Source organism: Salmonella sp. SSDFZ69 (assembly GCF_004010755.1).
GTDB lineage: Bacteria > Pseudomonadota > Gammaproteobacteria > Enterobacterales > Enterobacteriaceae > Salmonella > Salmonella enterica.
This window is the reverse complement of the sequence record NZ_CP034831.1, coordinates 23,938-43,616: the sequence shown is the minus strand read 5'-3', so window position 1 is coordinate 43,616 and position 19,679 is coordinate 23,938. Positions and strand designations below refer to the sequence as shown.

Sequence of the window (19,679 nt, the reverse complement as noted above, 5' to 3'; positions counted from 1 at the left end):
TTCTGAGCCGACGTTCCGGGAAGGTATCTTAAACAAAAAACCCCGCCCGGTTTGCGCCGGCGGGGTTTTGGAATCGTGTGTGTTCCGGACCCTACGGCGCATTGCCGACGACCACCACCACACGCACGACGACCACTGCGCGAGATGGCGCAGTTGTTAGTAGGGTCGCGTTCAGCATGGAAGGGTTCATTAGGGGCCTTGTCTGTTTGTTATTAACACGTTTTATACAAGCACAGCGCTTTCAGCATGACAACGGAAAAATTTTCATCTGCACAAAAATGCGTCAGCGATCACATTTTTCTACGAATTTACACGCTTTGAGTATAGGCGTAATAAGCGTAGCGCCCTCCGGTAATCGCCGGGATTGATGATTACGCGTTTCACAATGCCGGAAAACAAAAAACCTCGCCGAAGCGAGGTTCTTACAGCGTAATGCGGATGGTAGCCGCGAAGCACACTGTGTTATGTCAACAGCAGAAGTATACGCGTTCTGTGCAGAACGCGCAATTTCGGCGCGAATTTTGATGAATTTGAGTATGGATCAGAAGCTCCGTTCTGTCTATAAATTACTGTTCATTTATACAGTACTTAACTATAATGTCTTTGACACAATGTGTTATGCGGGGGCCGCATCGTAAACCGGCGCAACGAAGTCCTGGCTGAAACGGGTGGTGCCGTCAGCGCCTTAACCCCCTCGTGAGCACACTGTGTTATGTCAACACGCACACTATTCCTCGCAAAAGGGATCGCGTGCGCAACAGCTGGCAACAGGCAGCGGAAAGGTACGTCGGCTGGCAGTGCTCCTTAACCACAGGAGACGCGTATGAGCGTAGTGGATATCACCATTCTTATCCTGAAACTCATTGTTGCAGCACTGCAACTGCTTGATGCTGTTCTGAAATACCTTAAGTAATTCAGATTCAAGCCGCACCGAAGGGGAGCGGGCAACCGCTCCCCTTTCACCTTATCCGCTGGTCTTTCGCTTCCCGGGTATGTTACGTTTTTATGACACCCTCAACGACGCCTGACGCTATGACCCTTTCCGTTTTCTGCATTTTGCTGTTCGCCGCGCTGCTACATGCCAGCTGGAACGCCATTGTCAAAGCGGGAAACGATAAGCTCTACGCCGCGATCGGCGTCAGCGGTTCCGCGGCGGTCATGGCATTGATCCTTTTGCCCTTCTCGCCGCAGCCAGCTCACGCCAGTATCCCTTTTTTAGCGGCCTCTACCGCGCTCCAGGTGGTGTATACCGTCCTGGTGGCGAAAACCTATCAGGTCTCGGACATGAGCCAGACCTATCCTCTTATGCGCGGCACCGCGCCGCTGCTGGTGGCGCTCATTAGCGTTCTGTTTCTTGGCGACAGCCTGTCGTCGCTGGCCTGGGTCGGCATCGCAGTGATCTGCATGGCGATACTTGGGATGGCCTGTAATGGCCGCGCCAGTTCTCAACGTGGTGTCGTGCTGGCATTAACTAACGCCTGTTTTATTGCCGGATATACGCTGGTGGACGGGACCGGCGTAAGACTCTCCGAAACGGCGCTGGGCTATACGCTATGGTCATTTTTTCTCAACGGCGCCTGCCTGTTAACCTGGGCGATGATTGCGCGGCGGCGGGAAGCGTCGCGTTATCTGGCGCAACAGTGGAAAAAAGGCATTTTTGGCGGGATTGGCACTATGGGATCTTATGGGCTGGCGCTATGGGCCATGACCCAGGCGCCGCTGGCGGTGGTCGCCGCGCTGCGTGAGACGTCGATTTTATTCGGCGCGCTGATAGCCTGGCTGTTGCTTAAAGAGAAAGTGGCCGGGCTACGTTTGGTGGCGGCAGGCGGGATTGCCCTCGGGGCGATTTTACTCCGTCTGTCATGATTGCCCAATGACAGCCGCAGACGTAACACATTCTCGGCAACATTTGTTGCCGCTTTTGTTTACATATCCTGCCGTTCCTTCGTCTGCCATTGCTGGTTGCTGTCTGGCCTTCTTTTTCTGGTGTGATAGATTCCTCTCGCATTTATGGGAATGCGCAGCAAGTTATTCTTATTTTTTCTTTTTTTGAAAAGTAATCAGCGAAATGAAAAGGCAGAGAAACGTCAATTTGTTGTTGATGTTGGTGTTACTGGTGGCCGTAGGGCAGATGGCGCAAACCATTTATATTCCCGCCATCGCCGATATGGCGCAAGCGCTAAACGTCCGGGAAGGCGCCGTCCAGAGCGTAATGGCTGCTTACCTCCTGACCTACGGCGTCTCGCAACTGTTTTACGGCCCGCTTTCCGACCGGGTTGGGCGCCGCCCGGTAATCCTCGTCGGCATGTCTATTTTTATGGTAGCGACTCTGATCGCCATGACCACGCATAGTTTGACGGTGTTGATTGCCGCCAGCGCCATGCAAGGGATGGGAACCGGCGTTGGCGGAGTAATGGCGAGAACGCTCCCGCGCGATCTGTATGAAGGAACGCAGCTTCGTCATGCCAATAGCCTGTTAAATATGGGGATTCTGGTCAGCCCGCTGTTAGCGCCGCTGATTGGCGGCCTGCTGGATACCCTGTGGAACTGGCGCGCGTGTTACGCTTTCCTGCTGGTGCTTTGCGCTGGCGTCACCTTCAGCATGGCGCGCTGGATGCCGGAAACCCGCCCCGCCGGCGCGCCGCGCACACGGCTGATCGCCAGCTATAAAACGCTGTTTGGTAACGGCGCATTTAACTGTTACCTGCTGATGCTAATCGGCGGGCTGGCTGGCATTGCTGTCTTTGAAGCCTGTTCCGGCGTGCTGATGGGGGCAGTATTAGGTCTCAGCAGTATGGTGGTAAGCATTCTGTTTATTCTGCCGATTCCGGCGGCGTTCTTCGGCGCCTGGTTTGCCGGACGCCCGAATAAACGCTTCTCAACCCTGATGTGGCAGTCAGTTATTTGCTGTCTGCTGGCAGGCCTTATGATGTGGATTCCCGGCTGGTTTGGCGTGATGAACGTCTGGACGCTACTCATCCCCGCTGCGCTGTTTTTCTTCGGCGCCGGGATGTTATTTCCACTGGCCACCAGCGGCGCGATGGAGCCGTTTCCGTTCCTCGCAGGCACCGCTGGCGCGCTGGTCGGCGGGCTGCAAAATATTGGTTCCGGCGTACTGGCGTGGCTTTCGGCAATGCTGCCGCAAACCGGTCAGGGCAGCCTGGGACTGTTGATGACCCTTATGGGGTTGCTGATCCTGGCGTGCTGGCTGCCGCTGGCGTCACGGATATCGCATCAGGGACAGACGGTTTAACGTTCCCCTCGCCCGGCTTTTTGCCGGGCGTTTCACATTCCGGCGCGATCATCGCATTGAGCAGGGGCTCCTGCGCCGGACGCCACGCTCCTTCTTCGCCGTCATAAAACTGAGTATCCGCGTTTATCGCATACGGGATATGCGCTTTTTTCAGCTCGCAGGCCATAAAACGGGCAAACGCGAACTGTGAAGCGACCGGCGTCATTTTTATCGACTCTCCCGGCGCCCATCCTCCCACCCAGCTTGCATGGCCGGTCTTATGCTGCCAGCGAACCGCAGCGTTAATCCGTGCCCGAATCGCCGCTTTTTCCGCCGTCGTGCCTGACGTCCACGGATATTTACCGCCGCTTTTCAGGGGGCCCCACGGGAAGATGTGCCACTCCGCCAGTACATAGTTCTGGCTTTGCGCCGGCAGTTTAAGCGCCGACAAATCCTCCGGCGCGGCGCGCATGCGGGGGGCAACGAAAATCATCCGCTGTGGGTCAATGGCGTGAATCAGGCGGATGGTTTTGTCATATACGCGATTCAGCGACGCCATATTATGATTGAGTTTGTCGGCAGGCTCATAAATGAGATCGAACCCCAGAAGCGGGGATGTCTGACCAAAATAGCGCGCGACCACGCTCCACCAGTTGATCAGCTCCTTTTCATGGCTGGCGCTGGGATCGGTTTTATACGCATCCGCCTGATAGGCAATAATGGGTATGACGCCATAGTATTCGCAGGCTTCTACCAGCTTACGCAAATGGATGAGGCGCGCTTCCGTCGGCGCGCCTGCCACACGAATACGGACATGCGTTAACCCTTTTGCCTTAAAATCCCGCACGACCAGCGGATCAAACTCGCGGATACCCCGTTCCGTTCGCGCCCAGTCAACATCCATCCCAACGCCAAGCTGCTGCGCATAGCGCGCCGCCGTCAAAGGCATCGGTTTCGCATAGACGACCGCGCTGGTCAGCATGAGAGAGGCAATAAGCGGTTTAAACACGACGCCCCCTAAAATTTTTACCACGGTGATAGCACGTATTTAGCATATTCACTCCCGGCAGGTGTAGCGACAAAGCGTAATAAATCTTCACACCTGTTCCTGCAACCAGCGAATAAATGCCTCGATTTTCGGCCACTGCCTGCCAGGCAGAGTGGTGACATAATAATGCTGATGACATTTCAGCCTCATGTCACCAAAAGGCGCAATCAGTTCTCCGCTGTCGAGACGCTTTTGCACCAGCCGTTTACGCCCCATCGCCACGCCAATGTGGTTCATCGCGGCAATCACCGCTAAATCAGAACGATCGAAGCCAATGCCGGATGAATCCGGCAAATTTACTGCAAAATGCTGCGCCCAACTGTGCCACTCATCGGTGCCCGAATCGTTACTCCACGCCTGTCTGTCGTGTAAGAGCGTACAGTGCCGCAGGTTATTCAGGTTGTCCTGCAAGGCGAAACGATGGGCGTAATCCGGGCTGCAAACGGGCAAAATCGCCTCATCCATTAAAAAATGGTGCGTGAGCTGCGCCGACGGCGCATCGTCAAAATAGATAGCCAGGTCAATGCCGGCACGCTGTAGGTTAACGTTATCGTTGCCGGTCAGCATAGTGAGAGAAATTGACGGATAGCGACGGGTAAAGTCCCCCAGCGCGGGTACCAGCCAGCACTGGGCGATAGAGGGACGGGAATACACGGTCAACGTGCCGGACAGTTCCTGATTTTTGATATCGAGGATTTCCTGATTCAACGTATCCAGCGACGATTTCAGCGCCCAGAATACCCGTTTGCCTTCATGGGTAAGCTCCACTTTACGGTGAGAGCGGACAAATAGCTGGATTCCCAACTCGGCTTCCAGTTGATTGATACGATGACTTACCGCACTGGGGCTTAACGACAGCTCATCTGCCGCCAGAGCAAAGGACTGGTGTCTGGCCGCGACTTCAAAAGTATAGAGTTTGGATAACTGCCAGCCGTTGAGTAAGCGGTTTCGGGTATCGCGAAGGGGTTCCATGGCAACCTCAGTCATCTTTTAATTTCCCGAAGTGTAAAAAAACACGCTGAAAAAATCCGCACATAGATGAAGCAAAATGAACCATATCGCAAAATAAAAGCAATATTAGATGGAAATCACATAGTTGATTCAATTTACATCATGTGAATGGCAAATTATATCGTTTGTCAGGGGGTGCTGTTTTTCTGTCCAATAAGAACAGATTAATCACAGGGTAGGTGAGATATGCACGCTCAAATCTGGGTAGTGAGCACGCTGCTGATCAGCATCGTGTTAATCGTATTGACCATCGTGAAGTTTAAATTCCACCCCTTCCTGGCGTTACTGCTCGCCAGTTTCTTTGTCGGCGCGATGATGGGCATGGGGCCGCTGGAGATGGTCACGGCGATAGAAAACGGAATAGGCGGTACGCTCGGTTTTCTGGCCGCCGTTATCGGTCTTGGCACCATCCTCGGCAAAATGATGGAGGTTTCCGGCGCGGCGGAACGCATCGGGCTTACGCTCCAGCGCTGCCGCTGGCTCTCTGCTGACGTGATCATGGTACTGGTGGGGCTGATTTGCGGTATCACGTTGTTCGTGGAAGTGGGCGTCGTGTTGCTCATCCCACTGGCGTTTTCTATCGCTAAAAAGACCCATACCTCGCTGCTGAAGCTGGCCATTCCGCTGTGTACCGCGCTGATGGCCGTCCATTGCGTGGTACCGCCGCATCCGGCTGCGCTGTTTGTCGCAAATAAACTGGGGGCGGATATCGGCTCGGTGATTGTCTACGGTCTACTGGTCGGGCTGATGGCCTCATTGGTCGGCGGCCCGCTGTTCTTAAAGTTTCTGGGTAATCGTCTGCCGTTCAAGCCCGTACCGACAGAGTTTGCGGATCTTGAAGTGCGCGCCGAAAACACCCTGCCATCGCTGGGCGCAACGCTGTTTACCGTTCTGCTGCCGATTGGCCTGATGCTGGTGAAAACCGTCGCTGAACTGAATATGGCGAAAGACGGCACGTTGTATACGCTGCTGGAGTTTATCGGTAATCCGATCACCGCAATGTTTATCGCTGTCTTTGTGGCGTATTACATACTCGGTCTGCGCCAGCATATGGGTATGAGCGCGCTACTTACCCACACCGAAAACGGCTTTGGCGCCATTGCGAACATCCTGCTGATTATCGGCGCGGGCGGCGCGTTCAACGCCATTCTCAAAAGTAGCGGGCTGGCGGACACGCTGGCGGTGATCCTCTCAAATATGCATATGCACCCGATTCTGCTGGCGTGGCTGGTAGCGCTGATTCTGCACGCGGCGGTCGGCTCTGCGACGGTGGCGATGATGGGCGCCACCGCGATTGTTGCGCCAATGCTGCCGCTCTATCCTGACGTCAGCCCGGAGATCATCGCTATTGCCATCGGTTCCGGCGCCATTGGCTGCACGATCGTGACCGATTCCCTGTTCTGGCTGGTCAAGCAGTATTGCGGCGCTACGCTGAATGAAACGTTTAAATACTATACGACGGCCACGTTTATCGCATCTGTCGTTGCACTGGCTGGCACATTCCTGCTTTCCTTTATCATCTGATCGTAAAGAGACGTACTATGGAAAACATACAAAAGCTCATCGCCCGGTATCCTTTGGTCGAGGATCTGGTCGCCCTCAAAGAAACCACCTGGTTTAACCCGGGCGCCACCTCTCTTGCACAAGGTCTACCGTATGTCGGCCTGACGGAGCAGGACGTAAACGCCGCCCATGACCGTCTGGCGCGCTTTGCGCCGTATCTGGCGAAAGCGTTTCCGCAAACCGCTGCCGCTGGCGGCATGATCGAATCTGACGTGGTCGCTATTCCGGCCATGCAAAAGCGGCTGGAAAAAGAGTATGGGCAAACGATCGACGGTGAAATGCTGTTAAAAAAAGACAGTCACCTGGCAATCTCTGGTTCCATTAAAGCGCGCGGCGGCATCTACGAGGTGCTAACGCACGCGGAAAAACTGGCGCTGGAGGCGGGTCTGTTAACCACCGACGATGACTATAGCGTGTTGCTTTCGCCGGAATTTAAACAATTCTTCAGCCAGTACAGTATCGCCGTCGGTTCAACCGGCAATCTGGGGCTATCGATCGGTATCATGAGCGCCTGCATCGGTTTTAAAGTGACGGTACATATGTCTGCCGACGCCCGCGCCTGGAAAAAAGCGAAGCTGCGTAGCCACGGCGTGACGGTCGTAGAATACGAAGATGATTACGGCGTGGCGGTTGAGCAGGGCCGAAAAGCAGCGCAATCCGATCCAAACTGTTTCTTTATCGACGATGAAAACTCTCGCACGCTATTTCTGGGCTATGCGGTAGCGGGTCAGCGTCTGAAAGCGCAATTCGCGCAGCAGGGACGCGTCGTTGACGCCAGTCACCCACTGTTTGTTTATCTGCCGTGCGGCGTTGGCGGCGGCCCTGGCGGCGTCGCCTTTGGCCTGAAACTGGCGTTTGGCGACAACGTCCACTGTTTCTTTGCCGAACCGACCCATTCACCCTGCATGTTACTCGGCGTTTATACCGGTCTGCACGATGCCATCTCAGTACAAGATATCGGTATTGATAACCTGACGGCGGCTGACGGCCTGGCGGTAGGTCGCGCTTCGGGCTTTGTTGGGCGGGCAATGGAGCGTCTGCTTGACGGCCTCTATACCTTAGACGATCAAACAATGTACGACATGCTGGGCTGGCTGGCGCAGGAGGAAGGAATTCGACTGGAGCCATCAGCTCTGGCGGGGATGGCCGGGCCACAGCGCATTTGCGCCGCCGCCGCGTATCAGCAAAGGCATGGATTCAGTCAGACGCAGCTCGGCAACGCGACGCATCTGGTATGGGCAACCGGGGGCGGCATGGTGCCGGAGGATGAAATGGAACAATACCTGGCGAAAGGACGCTAATACTCGCTCAGTGCCGGAAAGACGGCTGCGCCATCCGGCACGCCATCGCCTGATGGCGCTACGCTTATCAGGCCTGTGACGTTAACGCAGCATCGCCATCAACTCCTCCGGCGAGCGATGCTGCTTCAGTAAATCCCGCATCACCCGCATATGCGGCGAGGAGTAGTTAAAAAAGGTCTGGTAGCCCTCGCAAAGCTGATTTTTCCCCTGGCTATCCCGATGCTCAGGGCATCCGCCGCCGCAAAATCGTAATAAAGAGCACTTCTGACATTCAGCGCTTAGCGGCGCCTTGTCCGGCGCTTCAACGCCATTCTTGCCGCCGCACCACTGCTGTAGCGTCTCATCAAAAAGGCGGACCGAGATACGCTGAATATCTTCACGTACCCAGATATCAAATACGCTATTTAAAAACCGCCCCCAGTCTGCTGAACACAATGAATCCTCGGTCAACATTCCGTTCCGGTCATGTTCCAACAATGGGATAAAATGGACATTGCGAATGCCGAGCCGTTGTAAGTTACGGTACAGTTGCTGAGGGCGCTGGCTATTCTGGCGATTTACGACGACCTGAATCTGGTCATCACTCACGACAATGTCCTGACGTCCTGTCATATAAAATTCCCGATAAATGCAATAAGTTGGCGAATATGGGTAACAGCAAACAGGATTGCGAGCGACAACACCGCGAGGGAGATCAAAAATTTGTCACGCACGACATGAGTTTCGGAAAAATCGCTATGCGCGACATCCATCAAATTACGACTCAGGGTATAACGCCAAAGAATCACCGCCACTATCGCCAGAACGCTGATCGACACCCAGAACAAGAACCCCGCCTGATGCCAGTGGTGCCTGACGGCTAACGCCATTAACGCCCCGTATCCCAGCAGCGTGCGAAACCAGGCCAGTGACGTACGTTCCGGTTGCAGTCCCGGATCGTTCTGCCGACGGGCTTTACGACTATCCGGCATACAGTACCAGCCCCATCACTATCACCGCGACAATCATCAAAATAACGCTGATGATCAACAGGCTATGGGTATAGGGCAAATCCTCTTTCAGACGCATCGCTTTTTCATTACGTAACCAGCGTAGATAGCCATAAATCGCCAGGCCGCCCGCAAACAGACACAACAGTAGCGCCAGCAGTTCACGGATCACCGGCGTGGCAAAATCCGGGGCGAGCTGATCAAGACCGACGCCTGCCGCCAGAAATCCCAGCGAGGTGCGAATCCACGCCAGAAAGGTGCGCTCATTTGCCAGTGAGAAGCGATAATCCGGCGCTTCTCCGAGGCGGGAAATCTTCATGACGACTCCTTTTACGTTCTTATGTATTCCCGTTCGTTTTCAGAATACCACTCACGTTGTTGCTGATATGCTTCACATTATCCCGCAGCAAGGGAATCTTATTGCAAAATAACTGTAGTTCACTGGTGACGCGTTTCGGCGCAACCGCGCTCATTCCCGCTATTTTTCATTTCAGTTACGACCTTTTTCAACGCCACCGCCAGGAAAGGCATTATTGCCGAATTAAAAGCTGAAAAACTACCCGTCGCGACGAAAAAAAAGGCGATGAAGATTGATAACCAACTGAAATAAAATGGAATTATGCTCATTGCCATTACGCTGATTAGCACGTTCATTGAGGAAGGATATAAGAAGAAGAGCAGAAGTGTGACCGGTGCGGCGCGCGTTATCCAGCCTAGATTTAACACAGTGCGTAGGCTGGATAAGCAACGCGCCATCAGGCGCTAACCCATTCCCCAAAAAATCACCGCCAGCAGTTGTGGCGTGATAATACGCAGGAACATCACTAACGGATAGACGGTCGCGTAAGAGAGCGCCGCCGCGCCGCTGGTGGCGTGCAGATTGTTGGCAAATGCCAGCGCTGGCGGATCGGTCATCGAACCGGCCAGCATCCCGCACAGCGTCAGATAGTTCATTTTGGCAAAAATCCGCGCCAGCAAACCGACGGTAATCAGCGGAATAGCGGTGATGAAAATACCGTAGCCAATCCAGCTTAATCCTTCGCCCTGCGTCAGCGTATCGACAAAATCGCCGCCGGATTTCAGCCCAACGACCGCCAGAAACAAAACGATGCCTAACTCACGCAGCGCGAGGTTGGCGCTCGGCGGCATAAACCAGTACAGCTTACCGATGCTGCCGATACGCCCCAAAATTAGCGCCATGATCAGCGGCCCGCCGGCCAGCCCCAGTTTTAACGCGACCGGGAATCCCGGCACAAACAACGGGATTGACCCAAGCAGAACCCCTAATCCGATGCCGATAAACACCGGCAGCATCTGCACCTGCTGGAGTTTTTGCTGCGCGTTGCCGACCACATTGGCTACCGCATCAATCGAGGCAGGACGCCCCACCAGATTGAGAATGTCGCCAAACTGCAGGCTGGCGTCGCTGCTGGCGACCAGCTCAACGCCCGCGCGGTTAAGACGGGAGATAACCACGTCATAACGCTCTTTAAAGTGCAAATCGCGGATACGTTTGCCGAGCACTTTTTCGTTGGTGACGACCACACGCTCGACGCGTAAATCCGTGCCGCGCGTCGACAACGAGGTGTCCACTTCCTTGCCGATCACCAGTTGCGCGTTATGCAGGTCGGTAGATTGGCCGACGAGGTGCAGCAGGTCGCCTGCCTGGATAATCGTCCCCGGCGACGGCACCATCAGCGTGTCGTCACGTTTCAGGCGTGAGCAAATGATTTTATCGCTGTTCAGGATCGGCACATCCTGAATAGCCATATTATTGAGGTTCGGATTCTCGACACGGATATTCATTGTCTGAATTAATGAATGGCCGTTAGCGAGAGAGGATTCGTGCTTCTGCGCCTCCGCCTCGACGTTAACGCGAAAAATCAGCCGCATCAGCCACATGGTGAGCAAAATACCGCAGATGCCAAACGGATACGCCATCGCATAGCTCATCCCCATCTGATCTACCAGATCCACTGGCGTTCCCAGATCGCGCAGGATTTGCTGACCCGCCCCTAACGCAGGCGTATTGGTGACTGCGCCGGAGAAAATCCCCAGCACCACTGGCAGCGGAATAGCGAAAATTTTATGCAGAATCGCGGTGACTAACCCGCCCATAATCACAATCAAAACAGCAAACAGATTGAGACGCAGCCCGGAAACGCGCAGCGAGGCGAAAAACCCCGGCCCCACCTGTATGCCGATGGTATAAACAAAAAGGATCAGGCCGAATTCCTGGATAAAGTGCAGCATATCGCCGCTCAGCGTCACCCCAGCCTGATCGACGAAGTGGCCGACGATAATACCGCCGAACAGAACGCCGCCAATACCAAAGCCGACACCGCGCACTTTAATGTTGCCGATCCATAAACCGACAACCGCCACCAACGCCAGAACGCTGACCGTCAATGCGATATCACTCATCTTTTCTTCCCTGTGAGTAACATTTCAATTTATAGGGATTATGACTGAACCGTTAAGGCATATATACAGCATGGCGCACATTCTCATGTTACAAAACCGCCCAGACGTCCTGACTTCGGCAGCGTCTTACCCTTTTTCGTGGCATAAAAAAGCCCCGCCATCTCTGGCGGGGCAAGGCAAGGAGCTCATTAGCTATTTAATGCGGAGCGTTCGTTAATGGCGATACGCTGCGGCGCAATGGTTTCCGGCTCGTTACGGGTTAAATCAATATGCAGCAGGCCGTTGGTAAACGTCGCGCCGGAAACTTCCATATTTTCAGCCAGCGTAAAGCTCAGGCTAAAAGGCTGCATGACCAGGCCCTGATGTAACCATTTGGGCTCGTTTTCCGGCTGTTCCGGCGTGCCTTTCACCGTCAAGCGCGTGCCTTCCAGTTGAATATCCAGATCTTCCTGACGGAAACCGGCTAACGCTAAGGTAATGCGATAATGGTTATCGTCGCTTTTTTCGATGTTATAGGGCGGGAAGCTCTGGCTTTCGCCGCTGTTTTGCAGCGCATTGGCCAGCTTGTCAAAACCGATCCATTGACGCAGCAGTGGGGATAAATCGTAGTTACGCATAATCATTTCTCCTTCTAAGAAGCGAGTTTTTACCTTCACACTTTACGTGCGAATATGCTCCCTGACGGCGAGCATGGGATGACAGGCCGCGCAACGCGACCCGACGGAATCAGTTAATTTCGATACGGCGCGGTTTGTTCGCTTCCGGAATCACGCGCTCCAGTTCGATATACAGCAGCCCGTTGACCAGGTTTGCGCCGCGAACGTGAATGTTTTCCGCTAACTGGAACTTACGCTCAAAGTTACGCTCGGCAATGCCCTGATACAGGTAAGTACGTTCTTTCTGCTCGTCCGCATGAGCGCCTTTTACCACCAGTAAATTATCCTGGGCGGTAATCTCCAGTTCGCTTTCCGCGAAACCGGCAACGGCAATGGCGATGCGGTAGTGGTTTTCGTCTACCAGCTCAACGTTGTACGGAGGGTAGCCGCCATTACTTTGGCTTTGGTTATTTTCAAGCAGGTTAAACAGACGGTCAAAACCAATGGCAGAACGGTACAGCGGGGATAAATCAAAGTTACGCATAATCATAAACTCCTGAAATCAGCGAGAATGTCAGACCTTCCATCATGGACAGGCCAGGATTGCCAGAACACCCATCAGGCGTGCCCTTCTATTCACTACGTCTTATAAATGGGTCTGAATACGTACTTTTCAAGTATTTTAATCCGACTTTTTTTTGCAGTTTATTGGCTATTGCATAGACTGGTTGGGACAGCACTGATTGTTAAAGTGCGATTACCGCCACAGTGCCACGTACTGGTGATGTTATTTTTAGCAACGGATCGCTATAACTCATCATGCAAATAACGACAACCAACAGATGAATGAGTGATGATAAAAAACGTGTGGTTAACGCTGATAATATGGAATGGGATGCTTTTATTAGGCGGTTGTTCAAGCGTCATGTCGCACACCGGCGGTAAAGAGGGTACTTATCCTGGCACGCGCGCCAGCGCTACGATGATCGGTAACGATGAGACAAACTGGGGCACCAAATCGTTGGCCATCCTGGATATGCCGTTTACCGCCGTGATGGATACGATCCTTCTGCCGTGGGACATCTTCCGCAAAGACAGTTCGGTAAGATCGCGCGTAGAGAAAAGCGAGGAGGAGACGAAAATGACCAATGCCGTCATCCCCCCGGCGAAGATGCCTCCTCCCTGATTTATCGCCCGGTTTCCGTCACCCATAGCTGACGGAACCCTTTCACCTCTTCCATCCATGCGACGTGTCGCCCATCCGGTGAAAAAACGACGGCGTCCGCAGACGGCGGGTTGTCGTGCCTGGCGGTTAAGAAGTCGATCCTCCCACTTTGTGCGTCGCAGCAGGCAATCCGATTTTCCAGCACCAGTCCCAGCCATTTACCCGACGGATGCCAGTTAAACGCTGACTGTACGCCGGTCGCATGATGCGTTAACTGCCGGGGCTCGCCTCCCTGAGGCGATATCAGCCACAGTTGCGCTACGCCGTTATCGTCCCGCATCAAAAAGGCGATCGCCGTCGCCTGCGGATTACTGCGTACCCAGTGGCGTGGTTCGTTAGTGAGTCCAGGATAAACACGCTGGTGAGTAAAGGTAAGACGCCGCTGAACTACGCCCAACGGCGGCGATGGCATTGTTGATTCGGTTCCCGTCAGCGGCGTGTCGCCTGCCTGTTTCCAGCCGTTTTCATGACACGGTAAATCGACAATAAACAACTCCGGGACTTTTTGGCCTGTCAGCGACAGCGTATCGCCAATAAAGGCGATCTGGCGGTTGCCCACCCAGCCCTCTTCATAGGCGCGGTTAATGTCATCGCTGCCAGGTCTCGGCGCAGGCGTCGTGCGGCTAACCAGTACGCACCAGTGGCTACCGCTGTATTCGCGCGGATGCTGAACCGGCACCGTTACCGGCCCATACGGCACGGCCACGCCGACATTACGTAGATCCAGCGCCGGATCTCGCTCATGCAGAACGTGGTCATTATAGGTAAAACTCACCAGCTCGCCGTTCGGGCTAAACACATGGACGTGGCTGCCGCCGCGCAGCGCGCCGGGAGTATACGGCGCAGTAATATCCATCGCATCGAGGTTAGTCACGCCCCCCGGCGTTGCAATAACGCCCCGGCGGTGGTGGAAATCGTAATGCCACGTCTCATCAGGGTTTTCAGGGCCATGAATAAACACATAGTGATTGTCGGCAGGATGCACCGTCACCACACCGACATGCGCGCCCTGCACGGCGCGATAAATCACCTCCACGTCGCCGGTATGCACATTGACACGCTCAATGGTCTTGCCCGTAAATGACGCGCCTGAAGGCCGCACATCAAAGACCAGCCACTGGCTGTCAGGCGTCCAGGTATTGGTGTTGGTAAGCTGGTGATGGCGCGGCGTAAAGGTGATTTGTTTCATAGGATGTCCTGATAAGAGACGATGCTCGCCATCATACTTCACACGGGCTTTACTTTCAGGCTTTAGCGTATCATTGGGATAACCAGGCCCGATGGCGCCACGCCACCGGGCCGTCAGGGTCTTATTTCTCCTGCGCCAGCCGGATACTGCGCTCTATCACCGCCCGCCGGGCGTCACCCGCCGGCAGCAGTTTCAGCATCATCTCCCAGGCCGCCACCGCCTCGCCGAAACGCTGCTGCTCAAAGGCGCTGAACGCATACAGGCTTAACACCCGGATATCCGTGTGGTCGCGGCTCACCAGCTGACGCAGCAGCTCCCCGCCGCGGCGGTTATCCTCCGGGTCGGACGAGCGCGTCAGCGCCTCCGCGTAGCCCAGCGCCGCATCGCTGTTTTTCGGGTCCAGGCGGTAGGCGTTCGCATACGCCCCGGTGGCGGTACCGGCATTACCCAGTACCATACCGGTGCGCCCCAGCATGAGCCAGCCCTCAACATTGCCGGCATCATTCTGCAGGCGGGTGCGCAGCCCCAGCGCCAGCCGCGCCATCTCCTCTTCATTCAGCGGCTGCGCCTGCGGGTCCAGCGCCCGCGCCAGCAGCCCGGGCGTCTGCGCCGTTGCCTGCTGCCAGACCCTGACCTGCTGATAGCTGCCGGTCAGGGCGTAGCTGCCGGCGCCGACCGCCAGCGCAATGACGGCCCCCGGCACGTAAACGCCCCACCCGGCGCGCGCGCCGCAAACCGGGGTGTCCGCCGGCAGCGGCTCCCGGCGCAGGCGCACCCGCCGGCGCGTGCGGGCGACGATTATCCACCCGCCCGCCACAATGGCGGCCAGCGGCAGCACCCACAGCAGCACCGTCAGCGGGGTCAGCGGCGGGTCGTAGGTGACAAAGTTGCCGTAGCGCGCCACCATGTAATCGATGATTTCCTGGCGGCTCTTCCCCTCCTGCATCAGGTCATACACCCTGCGGCGCATGTCGGTGGCTATCATCGCGTTCGAGTCCGCAATGCTGTTGTTCTGGCATTTCGGGCAGCGCAGCTGCTCCGTGAGCTGGCGGAACTGCTGCTCCTGCGCTTCATCTTTAAACGGCATCACGTCGGTGGTTGCCCGCGCTGACCCGGCGATAACCAGCGCCAGCATCAGCATCACCATGCCCGGTAACAGTCTCATTGCGCCGCCTCCCGGCTGTATCTGTCCCACAGCGGTTTCAGTTCACTTTCCCATACCCGGGCATTCAAATCGCCCGCATGGCGGTAGCGGATAATCCCGTTGCCGTCGATGAGGAAGGTTTCCGGCGCGCCGTACACGCCCAGGTCCAGCCCCAGCATCCCGTCGCTGTCCGATAAACTCAGCGCATACGGGTTACCCAGTTCCTTTAACCAGGCCACCGCCTTCGCCCGGTCGTCCTTATAGTTCAGCCCGACCACCCGGATACCCTGCGCAGAAAGCTGGTTCAGGTACTGATGTTCGGCGCGGCAGGTCGGGCACCAGGTGGCCCAGACGTTAAGCAGCACCGGTTTCCCCTGCGTCAGCACCTCCGCCTGATAGTACTGACCCGGCGTCTCCAGCGATTCCAGGCGGAACGCCGGCACCGGCTTCCCGGTCAGCGCCGATTCGAGATTCGTCGGGTCATCCCCCTGCGCGTTGCGCGCCAGCTGCCACAGCAGCGCCGCGGCAATCAGCAGAAAAATCAGCAGCGGTAATAACAGTACGTTGCGTTTCATCCGGCCTCCGGCAATGGTTTACGGCGGCGGTAGCGCGGGTCCGCCAGGCACAGCAGCCCGCCCAGCGCCATCAGCAGTCCCCCGGCCCATATCCAGCGGACAAACGGTTTGTAGTACAGGCGCACGGCCCACGCGCCGTTGTCCAGCTCCTCCCCGAGCGCGGCGTACAGGTCGCGGGTCAGCCCGCCGTCAATCGCCGCCTCGGTCATCACCATCCGGCTGGTGTTGTAGAGCCGTTTCTCCGCGTGCAGCACCGCCTCCGGCTCGCCGTGGCGCGTCACCCCGATGAGGGCCACCCCGCCGCGGTAGTTGGGGCCGGTGATGTCCCGCACCTCCCGGAAGGTGAAGCGGTAGTCGTGAATGGTCACGCTGTCGCCCGCCCGCATCCGCACGTCACGCTCCACGCTGTAATTCTGGCTGAAGGCGATGCCGGTAATCGTCACCGCCAGCCCGAGGTGCGCCGCCACCATTCCCCAGTAGCTGAGAGAGGTTTTCGTGCCGCGGGACACGCGCTGTACGGCTTCGGCCACCGCCAGCACCGCAATCCAGCAGGCCATCGCCATCCCCACCGCCGTCATGGCGATGATTTTATCTTCCAGCAGCCATGGCAACAGTACCGACAGCACCAGGGTGGAGACCAGGGCGGTGAGCAGCAGTTTCCTGATGTTACGCGGCCGGTCACGGCCCCAGCGCACCAGCGGCCCCACCCCCAGCAGCAGGGCAAAGGGGACCATCAGCCAGGTGAACATGGTGTTAAAGAACGGCTCCCCCACCGAAATGCTGCCCAGCCCCAGCTGTTTGTGCACCAGCGGCAGCAGGGTGCCCAGCAGCACCACCAGCATGGCGGCCATCAGCAGGACGTTGTTGCCGAGCAGCAGCGACTCGCGCGACCACAGCGTGTTGTTCACCCGCGAACGCACCCTGTGCCCGCGCACGGCGAACAGCAGCAGCGAGCCGCCGGTGACCAGCACCATAAAGGCGAGGATAAACATTCCGCGCGCCGGGTCGGAGGCGAAGGCGTGCACCGACACCAGCACCCCGGAGCGCACCAGGAAGGTGCCCAGCAGGCACAGCGAGAAGGCGCAGATGGACAGCAGCAGCGTCCACGCCTTAAAGCCGGCGCGCTGTTCGGTGACCGCCAGCGAGTGCAGCAGGGCGGTGCCCGCCAGCCACGGCATAAAGGAGGCGTTCTCCACCGGGTCCCAGAACCACCAGCCGCCCCAGCCCAGCTCGTAGTAGGCCCACGCCGAGCCGAGCACGATGCCCAGCGTCAGGAACACCCACGCCGCCAGCGTCCACGGGCGGGCAAAACGGGTGAACGCGCTGTCCAGACGCCCGCTCAGCAGCGCGGCGATGGCGAAGGCGAAGGCCACCGAGAAGCCGACATAGCCCATATACAGCAGCGGCGGGTGGAAAATCAGCCCCGGGTCCTGCAGCAGCGGGTTCAGGTCACGCCCCTCCACCGGAAAGGCCGGCAGCGTGCGGGCGAACGGGCCGGAGGTGAACAGGATGAACGCCAGAAAACCGGCGCAGACCATCCCCATCACCGCCAGCACCCGGGCGACGATATCCGCCGGCACCGGCCGGCTGAACACCGCCACCGCCAGGGTCCAGCCGCTCATCAGCAGCACCCACAGCAGCAGCGAGCCCTCGTGCGCCCCCCAGGTGGCGGCCACCCGGTACCACACCGGCAGCTGCGTGTTCGAGTTGCCGGCGACATAGGCCACGGTGAAGTCGTTAACCACAAAGGCGTGCACCAGCACGAAAAACGCGCCCGCCACGCAGATAAACAGCAGCCAGGCGAACACCCCGGCCGACGCCATCATCCGCGCGTCGCCGCGCGCCACGCCCCACAGCGGGTAAACGGACAGCAGCAGCGCCACGCCGAGCGCCAGGCACAGCAGCGCGTGGCCGTATTCAGGCATCATGATGAGGTGTCCTTATCAGCGCGTTGCGGGCGGCGGTGGTTTTCCTGCATCGCCTTTTCCACTTCCGGCGGGGTGTAGTTCTCGTCATGCTTGGCCAGCACCTCCTGCGCCAGGACGTGGTTGCCCTTCTCCAGGGTGCCCTGCACCACCACCCCCTGCCCCTCGCGGAACAGGTCCGGCAGTATCCCCTCATAGCTCACCGTCACCGACCCTTCGGCGTCGTAGAGGCTGAAGTTCACCTTCAGCGAGTCCGGGTCGCGCCTGACGCTGCCGGGCATCACCATCCCGCCGACGCGCAGGCGCTGGCCCGCCGCCGGCAGCTGCTGCGTCTCGCGCTTGCCGTAGAGGATTTCGCCGGGGGTATAGAACAGGTCGATATTCGCGCGCAGCGCGTACAGGACCAGGGCGGTGGTCAGCGCCAGGCCCGCCAGCACCGCGCAGACCACCCATAGCCGGTTTTTACGTCGCAGGTTCACGCCGCCTCCTGTTGCGCCTGTGCGGCACGCATCCGCGCCTCGCGCGCCCGCTGCTGCGCCACGCCGTGCAGAATGGCCCGGCGCTGCAGCACCGTGTGCAGCGCCAGCAGCACCAGCGGCGCCACGGTCATCGCCACCGCCAGCCAGACAAAAAAGGCGTACCCGCCCATGGCGAAAAAATCGCTCCACGATGAAAATGCCGGACTCACCGGTGCCCCCTTTTCAGTATCAGTTCGCTCACCCACGGGCGGCGTTTTTCCATCAGTAAAATCAGGTTGCGCATCCGCATCAGCGCCAGCGTCATAAAGAGCAGCAGGTAGCCGGCGATGGCCCAGCGCAGCGGCGAGCGCATCGCCGGGTCGATACTCTGCTGCATCCGCGTCGAGCCCTGGTGCAGGGTGTTCCACCACTCGACGGAATAGTGGATAACCGGCAGGTTCACCACGCCGACCAGCACCAGAATGCCCGCCGCGCGCCCGGCCATCCGGCGGTCGTCAAAGGCGTGCCACAGGGCGATGACCCCGGCGTAGAGAAACAGCAGCACCAGCTCCGAGGTCAGGCGCGCGTCCCACACCCACCAGGTGCCCCACATCGGCTTGCCCCACGCCGCGCCGGTGACCAGCGCGATGAAGGTGTACACCGCCCCCACCGGCGCCATCGCCGCGACGGCAAGGGTGGCCATTTTCATCTGCCAGACCAGCCCGGTGAACGCCGCCACCGCCATCGCCGCATAGATACCCATTGACCAGATGGCCGCCGGGACATGCAGGTACATAATGCGGTAGCCCTCCCCCTGCTGGTAGTCCGCCGGGGCGAAACCAAAGCCCCGGACCCAGCCGGTGGCCAGCACAATGATGCCGGCTGCCGCCAGCCACGGCACAAGCCTGCCGCAAATCTGATACAGCCGGGGCGGCGCCGCCAGCTGATGAAGGGTTTTCCACATAGTCGTCACCTGACCTCCTGAAACCAGTAAAATGT

At 57.4% G+C, this 19,679-nt stretch carries 23 protein-coding genes, 1 pseudogene and 1 other annotated feature; of the genes and pseudogenes, 7 read left to right on the top strand and 17 right to left on the bottom strand.

What is annotated here, in order from left to right; translation table 11 throughout:
• Positions 1–91: 91 nt before the first annotated feature.
• Positions 92–190 (bottom strand): ilvB operon leader peptide IvbL, encoded by a 99-nt coding sequence (gene ivbL / locus EOS98_RS00210; RefSeq protein ID WP_001541152.1) that lies wholly within the window; start codon positions 188–190, stop codon positions 92–94.
• 522 nt (positions 191–712) lie between these two features.
• Between ivbL and EOS98_RS00205 the strand changes: the two are divergent.
• The 4 genes and pseudogenes from EOS98_RS00205 to emrD all read left to right on the top strand — a co-directional run bounded on the left by EOS98_RS00205 (position 713) and on the right by emrD (position 3,253).
• Positions 713–827, top strand: a pseudogene (locus tag EOS98_RS00205) (hypothetical protein).
• Entirely contained in the window at positions 824–913 is a 90-nt protein-coding gene (tisB, locus tag EOS98_RS00200; protein ID WP_000117642.1) for a type I toxin-antitoxin system toxin TisB, read from the top strand. Before EOS98_RS00205 ends, tisB begins: the two are co-directional and overlap by 4 nt.
• A gap of 92 nt (positions 914–1,005) precedes the next feature.
• Positions 1,006–1,866, top strand: coding sequence for a DMT family transporter (locus tag EOS98_RS00195; protein WP_001526328.1), 861 nt, complete (start codon positions 1,006–1,008; stop codon positions 1,864–1,866).
• Positions 1,867–2,068: 202 nt separating this feature from the next.
• The gene (gene emrD, locus EOS98_RS00190) at positions 2,069–3,253 is read left to right on the top strand and encodes a multidrug efflux MFS transporter EmrD (protein WP_000828744.1); all 1,185 of its coding nucleotides are present in this window, start codon (positions 2,069–2,071) and stop codon (positions 3,251–3,253) included.
• Here emrD and EOS98_RS00185 read toward each other — a convergent pair.
• Together EOS98_RS00185 and dsdC are read right to left on the bottom strand one after the other, a co-directional pair.
• Positions 3,180–4,265 carry a cellulase family glycosylhydrolase gene (locus EOS98_RS00185; protein WP_127821129.1) on the bottom strand — a complete coding sequence of 362 codons (1,086 nt, stop codon included), beginning with the start codon at positions 4,263–4,265 and terminating at the stop codon, positions 3,180–3,182. The two genes, emrD and EOS98_RS00185, sit on opposite strands and share 74 nt — an antisense overlap.
• 63 nt (positions 4,266–4,328) lie before the next feature.
• Complete coding sequence (gene dsdC / locus EOS98_RS00180; protein WP_001522218.1) at positions 4,329–5,252, bottom strand: DNA-binding transcriptional regulator DsdC; 924 nt, start codon at positions 5,250–5,252, stop codon at positions 4,329–4,331.
• A 225-nt stretch (positions 5,253–5,477) separates the two neighbouring features.
• Here dsdC and dsdX point away from each other — a divergent pair, with 225 nt between their 5' ends.
• Positions 5,478–6,815: a D-serine transporter DsdX gene (gene dsdX, locus EOS98_RS00175; protein ID WP_000543317.1), complete on the top strand. Its 1,338-nt coding sequence runs from the start codon at positions 5,478–5,480 to the stop codon at positions 6,813–6,815.
• 17 nt (positions 6,816–6,832) lie between these two features.
• The gene (gene dsdA / locus EOS98_RS00170; protein WP_000427986.1) at positions 6,833–8,155 is read left to right on the top strand and encodes a D-serine ammonia-lyase; all 1,323 of its coding nucleotides are present in this window, start codon (positions 6,833–6,835) and stop codon (positions 8,153–8,155) included.
• 81 nt (positions 8,156–8,236) lie between these two features.
• On the opposite strand, the gene EOS98_RS00165 is transcribed toward dsdA, so the two are convergent.
• The 7 genes from EOS98_RS00165 to ibpA form a co-directional block, all read right to left on the bottom strand.
• A complete protein-coding gene (locus EOS98_RS00165; RefSeq protein WP_064001148.1) occupies positions 8,237–8,767 on the bottom strand; it encodes a radical SAM protein in 531 nt (176 codons plus the stop codon).
• Entirely contained in the window at positions 8,764–9,126 is a 363-nt protein-coding gene (locus EOS98_RS00160; protein ID WP_001113454.1) for a DUF202 domain-containing protein, read from the bottom strand. Before EOS98_RS00160 ends, EOS98_RS00165 begins: the two co-directional genes overlap by 4 nt.
• The gene (locus tag EOS98_RS00155; RefSeq protein ID WP_000703964.1) at positions 9,116–9,463 is read right to left on the bottom strand and encodes a YidH family protein; all 348 of its coding nucleotides are present in this window, start codon (positions 9,461–9,463) and stop codon (positions 9,116–9,118) included. The genes EOS98_RS00160 and EOS98_RS00155 overlap by 11 nt, the downstream gene beginning before the upstream one ends.
• Before the next feature lie 119 nt (positions 9,464–9,582).
• The gene (locus EOS98_RS24570) at positions 9,583–9,900 is read right to left on the bottom strand and encodes a hypothetical protein (RefSeq protein ID WP_140902109.1); all 318 of its coding nucleotides are present in this window, start codon (positions 9,898–9,900) and stop codon (positions 9,583–9,585) included.
• A gap of 6 nt (positions 9,901–9,906) precedes the next feature.
• Positions 9,907–11,568: a putative transporter gene (locus EOS98_RS00150; protein WP_001279793.1), complete on the bottom strand. Its 1,662-nt coding sequence runs from the start codon at positions 11,566–11,568 to the stop codon at positions 9,907–9,909.
• Between the two features lie 188 nt (positions 11,569–11,756).
• On the bottom strand, positions 11,757–12,185 hold the full coding sequence (gene ibpB / locus EOS98_RS00145; protein WP_001246919.1) for a small heat shock chaperone IbpB: 429 nt from the start codon (positions 12,183–12,185) through the stop codon (positions 11,757–11,759).
• Positions 12,186–12,294: 109 nt separating this feature from the next.
• Entirely contained in the window at positions 12,295–12,708 is a 414-nt protein-coding gene (gene ibpA / locus EOS98_RS00140) for a small heat shock chaperone IbpA (RefSeq protein WP_001532742.1), read from the bottom strand.
• Positions 12,702–12,775: a sequence feature (ROSE (Repression Of Heat Shock gene Expression) occurs in the 5'-region of heat shock genes and acts as an RNA thermometer to modulate expression.), on the bottom strand. It overlaps the preceding gene by 7 nt.
• Positions 12,776–13,017: 242 nt before the next feature.
• Between ibpA and EOS98_RS00135 the strand changes: the two genes are divergently transcribed.
• Positions 13,018–13,350 carry a YceK/YidQ family lipoprotein gene (locus tag EOS98_RS00135; protein ID WP_001675643.1) on the top strand — a complete coding sequence of 111 codons (333 nt, stop codon included), beginning with the start codon at positions 13,018–13,020 and terminating at the stop codon, positions 13,348–13,350.
• Between the two features lies 1 nt (position 13,351).
• Here EOS98_RS00135 and EOS98_RS00130 read toward each other — a convergent pair whose 3' ends face one another.
• From EOS98_RS00130 to EOS98_RS00100, 7 genes are all read right to left on the bottom strand, one after another.
• Positions 13,352–14,578: a DUF3748 domain-containing protein gene (locus tag EOS98_RS00130; protein WP_000809943.1), complete on the bottom strand. Its 1,227-nt coding sequence runs from the start codon at positions 14,576–14,578 to the stop codon at positions 13,352–13,354.
• A gap of 121 nt (positions 14,579–14,699) precedes the next feature.
• Entirely contained in the window at positions 14,700–15,743 is a 1,044-nt protein-coding gene (locus EOS98_RS00125; protein WP_126523732.1) for a cytochrome c-type biogenesis protein CcmH, read from the bottom strand.
• Positions 15,740–16,297, bottom strand: coding sequence for a thiol:disulfide interchange protein DsbE (gene dsbE / locus EOS98_RS00120; protein ID WP_000828295.1), 558 nt, complete (start codon positions 16,295–16,297; stop codon positions 15,740–15,742). Before dsbE ends, EOS98_RS00125 begins: the two co-directional genes overlap by 4 nt.
• On the bottom strand, positions 16,294–18,225 hold the full coding sequence (locus EOS98_RS00115) for a heme lyase CcmF/NrfE family subunit (RefSeq protein WP_039521875.1): 1,932 nt from the start codon (positions 18,223–18,225) through the stop codon (positions 16,294–16,296). The genes dsbE and EOS98_RS00115 overlap by 4 nt, the downstream gene beginning before the upstream one ends.
• Positions 18,222–18,701: a cytochrome c maturation protein CcmE gene (gene ccmE / locus EOS98_RS00110; protein ID WP_001053601.1), complete on the bottom strand. Its 480-nt coding sequence runs from the start codon at positions 18,699–18,701 to the stop codon at positions 18,222–18,224. Before ccmE ends, EOS98_RS00115 begins: the two co-directional genes overlap by 4 nt.
• Complete coding sequence (ccmD, locus tag EOS98_RS00105; RefSeq protein ID WP_126523731.1) at positions 18,698–18,910, bottom strand: heme exporter protein CcmD; 213 nt, start codon at positions 18,908–18,910, stop codon at positions 18,698–18,700. Before ccmD ends, ccmE begins: the two co-directional genes overlap by 4 nt.
• Positions 18,907–19,644, bottom strand: a complete 738-nt coding sequence (locus tag EOS98_RS00100) for a heme ABC transporter permease (RefSeq protein WP_126523730.1) — start codon at positions 19,642–19,644, stop codon at positions 18,907–18,909. The genes ccmD and EOS98_RS00100 overlap by 4 nt, the downstream gene beginning before the upstream one ends.
• Positions 19,645–19,679: the final 35 nt, after the last annotated feature.